The 9,384-nt window shown below is 71.7% G+C and carries 6 protein-coding genes; 3 read left to right on the top strand and 3 right to left on the bottom strand.

The genetic code is table 11. The features are described 5' to 3' along the window. Positions 1-86: 86 nt before the first annotated feature. Both pruA and ABT004_RS34885 read right to left on the bottom strand, forming a co-directional pair. Positions 87-1,724 carry an L-glutamate gamma-semialdehyde dehydrogenase gene (pruA, locus tag ABT004_RS34890; protein ID WP_351345331.1) on the bottom strand — a complete coding sequence of 546 codons (1,638 nt, stop codon included), beginning with the start codon at positions 1,722-1,724 and terminating at the stop codon, positions 87-89. 56 nt (positions 1,725-1,780) lie between these two features. Continuing rightward, positions 1,781-2,707 (bottom strand): proline dehydrogenase family protein, encoded by a 927-nt coding sequence (locus tag ABT004_RS34885; RefSeq protein WP_351345328.1) that lies wholly within the window; start codon positions 2,705-2,707, stop codon positions 1,781-1,783. 185 nt (positions 2,708-2,892) lie between these two features. On the opposite strand from ABT004_RS34885, the gene ABT004_RS34880 reads away from it, so the two are divergent. Continuing rightward, positions 2,893-4,050 (top strand): PucR family transcriptional regulator, encoded by a 1,158-nt coding sequence (locus tag ABT004_RS34880; RefSeq protein ID WP_351345334.1) that lies wholly within the window; start codon positions 2,893-2,895, stop codon positions 4,048-4,050. Here the strand turns inward: ABT004_RS34880 and ABT004_RS34875 are convergent. Continuing rightward, positions 4,039-4,611, bottom strand: a complete 573-nt coding sequence (locus tag ABT004_RS34875) for a TetR/AcrR family transcriptional regulator (protein WP_351345325.1) — start codon at positions 4,609-4,611, stop codon at positions 4,039-4,041. The genes ABT004_RS34880 and ABT004_RS34875 overlap by 12 nt on opposite strands. Before the next feature lie 96 nt (positions 4,612-4,707). Here ABT004_RS34875 and ABT004_RS34870 point away from each other — a divergent pair, with 96 nt between their 5' ends. Both ABT004_RS34870 and ABT004_RS34865 read left to right on the top strand, forming a co-directional pair. Further along, a complete protein-coding gene (locus tag ABT004_RS34870; protein WP_351345322.1) occupies positions 4,708-6,282 on the top strand; it encodes an MFS transporter in 1,575 nt (524 codons plus the stop codon). Between the two features lie 91 nt (positions 6,283-6,373). Next, positions 6,374-9,331, top strand: coding sequence for an ATP-binding protein (locus tag ABT004_RS34865; protein WP_351345319.1), 2,958 nt, complete (start codon positions 6,374-6,376; stop codon positions 9,329-9,331). Positions 9,332-9,384 lie beyond the last annotated feature (53 nt).

Genomic DNA, 9,384 nt, shown 5'->3' with positions numbered 1-9,384 from the left:
GCTATTTATAGCCCCTGCGGCGATTGAGCAGCGGGGTCCGGGGCGGAGCCCCGTGGCCGGGGGACGGCGACACGCTGCAGAGGCGGTCAGCCCATGTGCGGGTACGCGTAGTCCGTCGGCGACACCAAGGTCTCCTTGATGGCGCGAGTGAGCGTCCACCGCTGGAGGTTCTGCGGGGCCCCCGCCTTGTCACAGGTGCCGGAGGCGCGCCCGCCACCAAAGGGCTGCTGCCCGACGACCGCACCGGTCGACTTGTCGTTGATGTAGAAGTTGCCCGCCGCGTAACGGAGCTTCTCCATCGTGTGGGCCGCCGCTGCACGGTCGTTCGCGATGACCGACCCGGTCAGCGCGTAGTCCGAGGCCGACTCCATCTGCTCCAGCATGGCGTCGTACTGGTCGTCCTCGTACACGTGCACCGCGAGGAACGGGCCGAAGTACTCCGTGGAGAACACCTCGCTGGCCGGGTCCGAGCACTCGACGACCGTCGGCCGCACGAAGTAGCCGACGGAGTCGTCGTACGTGCCACCGGCGACGATCGTGCAGGACGCGTCGGACTTCGCGCGGTCGATCGCCGCCTTGTTCTTGGCGAAGGAACGCTCGTCGATGACGGCGCCGATGAAGTTCGACAGGTCGGTGACGTCACCCATCTTGATGCCGTCGACCTCGGCCGCGAACTCCTCCTTGAACCCGGAGTTCCAGATGGAGGCGGGGATGTACGCACGCGAGGAGGCCGAGCACTTCTGGCCCTGGAACTCGAAGGAGCCACGGGTCAGAGCCGTCTTGAGGACGGCGCGGTCGGCGCTCGGGTGGGCGACGACGAAGTCCTTGCCGCCGGTCTCGCCGACGAGCCGCGGGTAGGTGCGGTACTTCTCGATGTTGTTGCCGACCGTCTTCCACAGGTGCTGGAAGGTCTTGGTCGAACCGGTGAAGTGAATGCCGGCCAGGTCACGGTGGTTGAGCGCGACCTCGGAGACGGCCAGACCGTCACCCGTCACCAGGTTGATGACGCCCTTCGGAAGACCGGCCTCCTCCAGGAGCTGGAGCAGCAGGACGGCCGCGTGCGTCTGCGTCGGGGACGGCTTCCAGACCACCACGTTGCCCATGAGGGCGGGCGCGGTCGGGAGGTTGCCCGCGATGGCCGTGAAGTTGAACGGCGTGATCGCGTAGACGAAGCCCTCCAGCGGGCGGTGGTCCATGCGGTTCCACACGCCCGTGGAGTTCGCCGGCGGCTGCTCGGCGAGCAGGTTGCGGGCGTAGTGGACGTTGAAGCGCCAGAAGTCGATCAGCTCACAGGGAGTGTCGATCTCGGCCTGCTGCGCGGTCTTCGACTGGCCGAGCATCGTCGAGGCGGCCAGCGTCTCGCGCCACTTCGTGGACAGCAGCTCCGCGGCGCGCAGGATGATCGCGGCGCGGTCGTCGAAGGACGTCGCGCGCCAGGCCGGGGCCGCGGCCAGGGCGGCGTCGACCGCGTCCTGGGCGTCCTGCTCGGTGGCGTTGGCGTACGTACCGATGACGGACTTGTGGTGGTGCGGCTGCACGACGTCGAAGCGCTCGCCGCCACCCATCCGACGTACACCGCCGATGGTGCAGGGCAGCTCGATCGGGTTCTCGGCCAGCTCCTTGAGCTTGGTCTCCAGGCGGGCACGCTCCGGGGAACCGGGGGCGTAGCCGTGCACCGGCTCATTGACCGGGGCGGGGACCTGGGTCACGGCGTCGAGGGTCATGGGTCCGTATCTCCTTCGGGGGGTCGGGGAGTTATCGGTTGAGCAAGTGGGAGGGGTCAGCCCTTGGTGAGGACCGAGCGGGCGAAGAAGAGCAGGTTGGCCGGCTTCTCCGCGAGGCGGCGCATGAAGTATCCGTACCAGTCGGTGCCGTACGCGGTGTAGACACGCATCCGGTGTCCCTCGGCGGCGAGCCGCAGGTGCTCGTCGCTGCGGATCCCGTACAGCATCTGGAACTCGTACTCGTCCAGCTTGCGCCCGGCCTGCCGGGCGAGCTCCTGCGCGATGGCGACGAGCCGCGGGTCGTGGGAGCCGATCATCGGGTACCCGGCGCCCTCCATGAGGATGCGCATGATCCGCACGTACGCCTTGTCGATCTCGGCCTTGTCCTGGTGCGCGACCTCGGCGGGCTCCTTGTAGGCGCCCTTCACGATGCGCACGCGGCTGCCGGCGGCGGCGAGGCGGCGGGCGTCGTCCTCGGTGCGGAACAGGTAGGCCTGGATGACGCAGCCGGTCTGCGGGAAGTCCTTCCGCAGCTCCTCGTGGATGGCGAACATCGAGTCGAGGGTGGTGTGGTCCTCGGCGTCAAGGGTGACGGTGGTGCCGATCTTCGCGGCGGCCTCGACGACGGGCCGTACGTTGGCGAGGGCCAGCTCATGGCCGCCGTCCAGCGCCTGGCCGAACATCGACAGCTTCACGGACATCTCGGCCTTCGTGCCGAGGCCCAGGTCCTTCAGGCGCTCAACCAGCTCAAGGTAGGCATCGCGCGCGGCCTGCGACTGCTCGACGGTGGTGATGTCCTCACCGACGACGTCGAGCGTGACCTCGAGCCCCTTGGCGGCGGCATCCTCGATGATCGGCACGACCTGGTCGACCGACTCACCGGCGATGAAGCGGTCGACGACCTGCTTGGTGCCCGGCGCCGCCGACACAAAAGCGCGCATCTTGTCGCTGCGCGACGCGGCGAGGATCAAGGGAGCCAGCACGGGGCACCTCCACGGGACATGAGTTGAGGACGGGCCGAACCACCGCAAAGCGGGAACAGCACGTGGAACCACCGTGAAATCTAAGGATCCCTCTGATCCTGTGCCATCGACAGCTGTCACGCATCTGTGTCCGCCGCCTCAGACATCTGTATGAAGAGGGGTGCGGGGTGGGCGAGAATGGCGGGATGAAGGGCGACTACCAGGAACTGGTCGACGAGATCTCGGCGCTGCTCGGCGCTCCCGCGACGCTGGAGAATCGTGACTTCCGGCTGATCGCGTTCGGTCAGCAGGTCAGCGCGGACGACTTCGACGAGACGGCGCTCGACCCGGTGCGCACGCGCTCGATCCTGACGCGCGGTTCGACCTCGGCGGTCCGCTCCTGGTTCGAGGGCTTCGGCATCGCGAGCGCCAAGGAACCGGTCCGGATCCCGGCCACCCCGGAGGCCGGCGTCTACCGCGGCCGCGTCTGCCTGCCCGTACGCCATCACGGCTTCGTCCTCGGCTACGTATGGCTGCTCGACGACGATCCGGGTCCCACGGCGGAGCAGCTCGACGCGGCGATGGAGGTGGCGGGCCGGATCGGCGCGCAGCTCGCCGACGAGGCGCAGGCGGGCGCGGACCTGACCCGCGAGTTCCACTCCGTGCTCACGGCGGAGCGGGGCTGGCAGCGGGACATGGCGGTGGCGGCGCTGCGCACGGCGCTCGGCAGCCGGGCGTCGGGGCTTCACACGGTGGTCTGCATCGCGCCGTGGCCCTCGGCGGACCCCGACGACGCTCCTTCGGTACGCACCATTCCGGCGGCGGACGCGCTGTGCACGGTGCCGTGGGGTGTGACGGGCCAGTGCCTCGCCCTGCTGGTGCGGCTGCGTTCGCGTGACGTGCTTGCGCCCGCGCTGACGGCGGCGGCGAAGTTGCGCGCCCGCGCGGGTTCCCCGGTCGCGGCGGGTGTCGGCGCCGCCCGTGACGACCTCGCCGAACTGGCCACGGCCTGGCAGGAGGCGACGGCCGCGGCGCGCGCGGCGCTGGCCGACCCGCGGCTCGGCCCGGACGCGCAGTGGTCGTCGATCGGCCCGTACCGGCTGCTCACCGCGCTGCCCGCGGAGGCCGCGCACGACCCGGCGGTCGCGCCTCTGCTCTCCCCCGCCCACCGTCAACTGGCGCGCACCGCCGAGGTGTTCCTCGACTGCGCGGGCCAGGCGGGCCGCACGGCCGCGGCCCTCGGCATCCACCGCCAGACGCTGTACTACCGCCTGTCACGGGTGGAACAGCTCACCGGCCTCGACCTGGACGAGGGCGAGGACCGGCTGCTCCTGCACATGGGGCTGAAAGCGTCACGCCTGTGACAGCTCGAACAACTGCCGCAGCCCCTCCGTGAGTTGCTCGGCGGACGGCGTCGTCTCCGGGTCGAAGGTGTACTGGGCGACGAGCCCGAGGAACACCACCGCCAGGAACCCTCCGAGCGTCGCCACCTTCGGATCGTCCGCCGGCGGCTCCTCCCCCATGATCATGCCGATGAAGCCGCGCCCGGCCTCCACCTGGGCCCGCACCAGGAACTCCTGCAGGGCGGGCATCTTGTCGCCCAGTGTCAGCAGCTCGATGCTCAGATGCCACATGGAGTCCGGCTTGCCGAGGCTGGCGATGACGTTCTCCATCAGGGCGCGAAAGCGCTCCAACGAGCCCGGCGCGCCCGCCAGTTCGTTCGGCTCGCCCCAGTCCAGCGAGGCCCCTTCGATCAGGGCCACGTACGCCTGCGCGAGCAGCGTGTCCTTCGACCCGTAGTGGTAACCGATGGAAGCCAGATTGGCCCCCGACTCCTTGACGATGTCGCGTGCCGTCGTGCGCGCGAACCCCTTCTCCATCAGGCAGCGCTTCGCGCCTTCGAGCAGATCCTCACGATGTCCCATGGCCCCACCCTATCCAGAATTCAGACGCATGTCTTAAACGAATGTACTAAACACTCGTACTAGACAAGCGTTTAAGACGCTCGTACAGTTCCCGGCATGACGAACCCGACGCGCACCACCCCACCCGCCGCACCCCGTGCGGGGCGCCGCGAGTGGACCGCACTCGGCGTGCTGATGCTTCCGCTGCTCCTGGTCTCGATGGACGTATCCGTCCTCTACTTCGCGATCCCCCAGATCAGCGCCGACCTGGAGCCGAGCGGCACCCAGCAGCTGTGGATCTTCGACATCTACGCGTTCGTGCTCGCCGGCCTGCTGATGACGATGGGCTCACTCGGCGACCGCATCGGGCGCCGCAAGCTGCTCCTCATCGGCGCCGCCGCCTTCGGCACCGCCTCGCTCCTGGCCGCGTACGCGAACAGCGCCGAGACGCTGATCACCGCCCGCGCTCTCCTCGGGGTCGGCGGCGCGACCCTGATGCCGTCCACCATGGGGCTCGTCCGCACGATGTTCACCGATGCCGGGCAGCGCGCGAAGGCGATCGGCATGTGGTCGGGCGTCATGACCGGCGGTATCGCGCTCGGCTCGGTGATGAGCGGCGTACTCGTCGAGCGCTTCTGGTGGGGTTCGGTCTTCCTGGTCAACCTGCCCGCGATGGTGCTGCTCCTGGTCCTCGGCCCGGTCCTGCTGCCGGAGTCCAGGAACCCGGTGCCCGGCCGCTTCGACCTGCTCAGCGTGCCGCTGTCGATGGCGGCCGTGCTGCCGGTCATCTACGGCATCAAGGAGATCCCGTCCGAGGGCTGGAACGTGCGGTACGTCGTCTCGATCACAGTGGGGCTACTGTTCGCCGCGCTGTTCGTGCACCGCCAGCGCACCACGAAGTCGCCGCTGGTCTCCCCCGCACTGTTTCGCGGCCGGGGATTCGCCCCCGGCGTCGTCCTGAACCTCATCTCCTCCTTCGGCATGATGGGCTCGGCGTACTTCACCACGCAGTACCTCCAGTCCGTGCTCGGCAAGAGTTCCCTGGCAGCCGCCCTGTGGTCGCTGGTTCCCACCGTCCTGGTCGGTGTGGCGGCCCCCGTCTCGGCGCAGCTCGTCGCGAAGGGCGTGCACCGCTCGTATGTCGTCGCCGGTGGATTCACCGTCGGCGCCTGCGGATACGCGCTTCTGGCCCTGGCCGGCACCGACTCGCTCTGGCTGGTCCTGGCCGGCGCGGGTGTCCTCGCGTCCGGGATCGTGACCGTGATGTCGCAGATGATGGACCTGGCTCTCGGCACCGTCCCGGTCGCCAACTCCGGCTCCGCCGCATCCCTGTTGGAGACAGGGGCCGAGTTCGGCGGCGCCCTCGGCATGGCCGTCCTCGGTTCCATCGGCACGGCCGTCTACCGCCACGGCGTCCCCGCGGACGCCCCGGCCGCGGCCCACGAAACGCTGGGCGGCGCCCTCGCGGTCGCCGGGCAACTGCCGGGCGAGGCGGGCTCGGCCCTGACGGCCGCCGTACGGCAGGCGTTCACCGACGGCATGCAGGCCGCGGCGATCGCCGGGGCGGTCGTACTCCTGGCCGCCGCGGTCCTCTCGGTGGCCACCCTGCGCAAGGTGACCGTGCACGACGCGGCCACGAACCACGGGGACGCGACGCCCGACGCGGCACCCAGCGAGAAGGCGACGGCCTGACGCCCCGGTCCGGCAGGCGGCTCCAATAGGCCGCCCGCCGGACCAGACGGACCGCACCAGAGCCCCGCCCGGGCCGTGCCAGGATGGGCCCGTGGCTCAGACATTCGATACGCCGTTCATCGGCCGGGCGGACGAACTCGCCCGGCTCACCGGCGTCCTGGAGCGGGCCGCGGCCGGCGAACCGCGCGCCGTCCTGGTGGCGGGGGACGCCGGCGTCGGCAAGACCCGGGCGCTGACGGAGGCCTCGGCGCACGCCGCCGCCACCGGCCTGACCGTCCTGACCGGCCACTGCGTGGACCTCGGGGACGTGGGCCTGCCGTACCTCCCGTTCACGGAGATCCTCGGCGCGGCGGCCGCCGACGACCGGCTCGCCCCCGCCTTCGCCGCGTACCCGGCGGTGGACCGGCTCATCGGCGCGGCATCGGGAGCCGGTCCCGCGCCCGACCCCGGCAGCCGCCTCCAGCTCTTCGAGGGCGTCGCCGGACTCCTCGCCGACCTGGCCGAACTGACGCCGCTGCTCCTGGTCGTCGAGGACCTGCACTGGGCCGACCAGTCCTCCCGCGACCTGCTCCGCTTCCTGCTCAGCCGGGGCGTCCTGCAACCCCGCCGCCTCGCGGTGTTCGCCTCGTACCGCGCGGACGACCTGCACCGCCGCCACCCCCTGCGGCCGCTGCTCGCCGAGCTGATCAGGCTGCCCGCCGTCGACCGTCTCGACCTGCGCCCAATGGCCGACGCGGACATGGCCCGGCTCGTCCGCGCACGCCGTACGGGCCCCGTGCCCGACAGCACGGTCCGCCGCATCGTCGACCGCGCCGAGGGAAACGCCTTCTACGCCGAGGAGTTGCTCGCCGCGCTGCCCGGCGACGAGGCGGGCGCCGACTCCCCCGCCATGCCGAGCGGCCTGGCCGACCTGCTGCTCATCCGGATCGAGCAGCTCACCGAGACCACCCAGCAGGTCCTGCGCACGGCCGCCGTCGCGGGCCGCCGGGTCGGGCACGAGCTGCTGCGGGCCGCCGTACAACTGCCCGAGGAGGAACTGGAGTCGGCGCTGCGCGAGGCCGTCGGACGCCAGCTCCTCGTGCCGGGCGACGACGCGACGTACTCGTTCCGGCACGCCCTCACCCGCGAGGCCGTGTACGCGGATCTGCTGCCCGGTGAACGGGTCCGGCTGCACGGCACGTTCGCCAAACTCCTTGCAGGGGACGGCCGTTCACCGCAGAGCGCGGCGGAGCGCGCCCACCACTCGCGCGAGAGCCACGACCTGCCCGACGCCCTCGCGGCCTCCCTCGAAGCCGCCGACCACGCCCAGCGCGTCGGCGCACCCGCCGAGGAGCTGCGGCACCTGGAGACCGCGCTCGAACTCCTGGCCGTGGTGGACGTGTCCGCCCGTCCCGAGACCGGCGACGCGGCCACCCTCACCCTGCGCGCCTCGGCCGCCGCCGCCCGCGCGGGCGACCCGCATCGCGCGGTCCAGCTCACCCGCTCCGCGCTCGCCCACGCAGGATCCGACGCCGACTCGGAACTCGCGGCGCGCGTGCGCTACACCCTCGCGGGCAACCTGATCCGGATCGACCACCTGGAGGCCGCGTTCACGTACAGCAGCGAGGCGCTGTCGCTGATCCCGGCCGAGCCGCCGTCGGGCACCTGGGTGTGGGCCGCCGCGACCCATGTCCTGGCCGCGCGGCACGTGGGCCGGGGCGAGGACGCCGAGCGCGTCGCCCGGCAGGCGCTCGCCGTCGCCGAGCGGCTTCAACTGACCGACGCCCAGGCCGACTTGCTCATCTCGCTGGTCGGCCTCGAGGTGCACACCCGGCGCACCCCGCAGGGCCGGGATCGACTGGTCCGGGCCCGTGAACTGGCCGGTTCCGCCGGAAACCTCGCGGTGGAGATGCGGGCGCTCTACAACCTCGCCATCGGCTGTTACGAGTCCGGAGACCTGGACGCGTGCCTGCCCTGGATCGCCGAGGGCCTCACCATCGCCCGCCGCGCGGGGCTCCTCACCTCGCCGTACGCCCTGGAGCTGCGCTACTTGCAGTCCTTGCTGCTCTACACGCTGGGCCGCTGGGACGAGTGCGCGCGTGCGGCGGCCGCCGACACCGAACTGCTGCCGCCCGCAGGCGGGTTCGCGATCGCGCCCGCCCTGTACGTGACCCTGGCCCGCGGCGGGTACGACGCGGCGGTCACCGCGGCCCGGGGGCTGCTCGACCATCACTTCGACTGGATGGCGGCGCTCGTCGCCGCGATCGTGCTGACCGACGCGGCGGCGCTGCGCGGCGACGCCGAGGAGTGCGTACGACAGATGCGCACGTCGGTCGATTCACTCACCGACGTCTCGGGCGGCACGCGGCCCGACGCCGTGGTGCGGCTCGCCGCGCTGGCCCTCGCGGCCGTCGCGGACGCGGCGGAGGAGGCCCGGCTCTCCGGCGACGCGGCGGGCGCGGACCGCTGGGCGGAGACCGCCACCGAGCTGGTGGAACTGGCCCGCGACACGGCGGCGCACGGCGAGGACGGTACGGAGCAGGGCCCCGAGGGCCTGGCCTGGCTGGCCCGCGCCGAGGCCGAGCGGGTGCGCGCCGAGACCGGCCCCGACGTCGCGGCCTGGGAGCGGGCCGTGACGGCGTTCGACTACGGCGAGCCGTACGAACTGGCCCGTTGCAGAAGGCGGTTGGCCGAGGCCCTACTCACCGACGACCGCCGCGAGGAGGCCGCCGAGGAGGCGTACGCGGCCCACGACGCGGCCGTCCGGCTCGGCGCCGAGCCGCTGCGCGAGGCGCTGGACACCCTGATCCGGCGGGGCCGGCTCGCCGACGCCCCGGCCGCCGGGGACCGTATCGCCGCGCTGACCGCCCGGGAGAGCGACGTGCTGCGGCTGCTGGGCCGGGGGCGTACCAACCGCCAGATCGGCGAGGAGCTGTTCATCACCGGCAAGACCGCGAGCGTCCACGTCTCGAACATCCTCGCCAAGCTGGGCGCCGCGAGCCGCACCGAGGCCGTGGGCATCGCCTACCGCGAGGGCCTGATCGAGCCGGAGAGCAACACCTCCGGCTGAGAGCACGAGTACGTATACGAGGGCCGGGTCACCCGCGGGTGACCCGGCCCTCG

It is taken from the genome of Streptomyces sp. NPDC002790 (assembly GCF_040295505.1).
In the GTDB taxonomy this organism is placed as follows: domain Bacteria; phylum Actinomycetota; class Actinomycetes; order Streptomycetales; family Streptomycetaceae; genus Streptomyces.
This window is presented reverse-complemented; position numbering and strand designations above follow the sequence as displayed.

Bases quoted from the DNA above. Each gene is read 5' to 3' on its own strand.
- ABT004_RS34875 (WP_351345325.1), bottom strand. From the start codon at position 4,611: ATGGGACATCGTGAGGATCTGCTCGAAGGCGCGAAGCGCTGCCTGATG.
- pruA (WP_351345331.1), bottom strand. From the start codon at position 1,724: ATGACCCTCGACGCCGTGACCCAGGTCCCCGCCCCGGTCAATGAGCCG.
- ABT004_RS34880 (WP_351345334.1), top strand. From the start codon at position 2,893: ATGAAGGGCGACTACCAGGAACTGGTCGACGAGATCTCGGCGCTGCTC.
- ABT004_RS34870 (WP_351345322.1), top strand. From the start codon at position 4,708: ATGACGAACCCGACGCGCACCACCCCACCCGCCGCACCCCGTGCGGGG.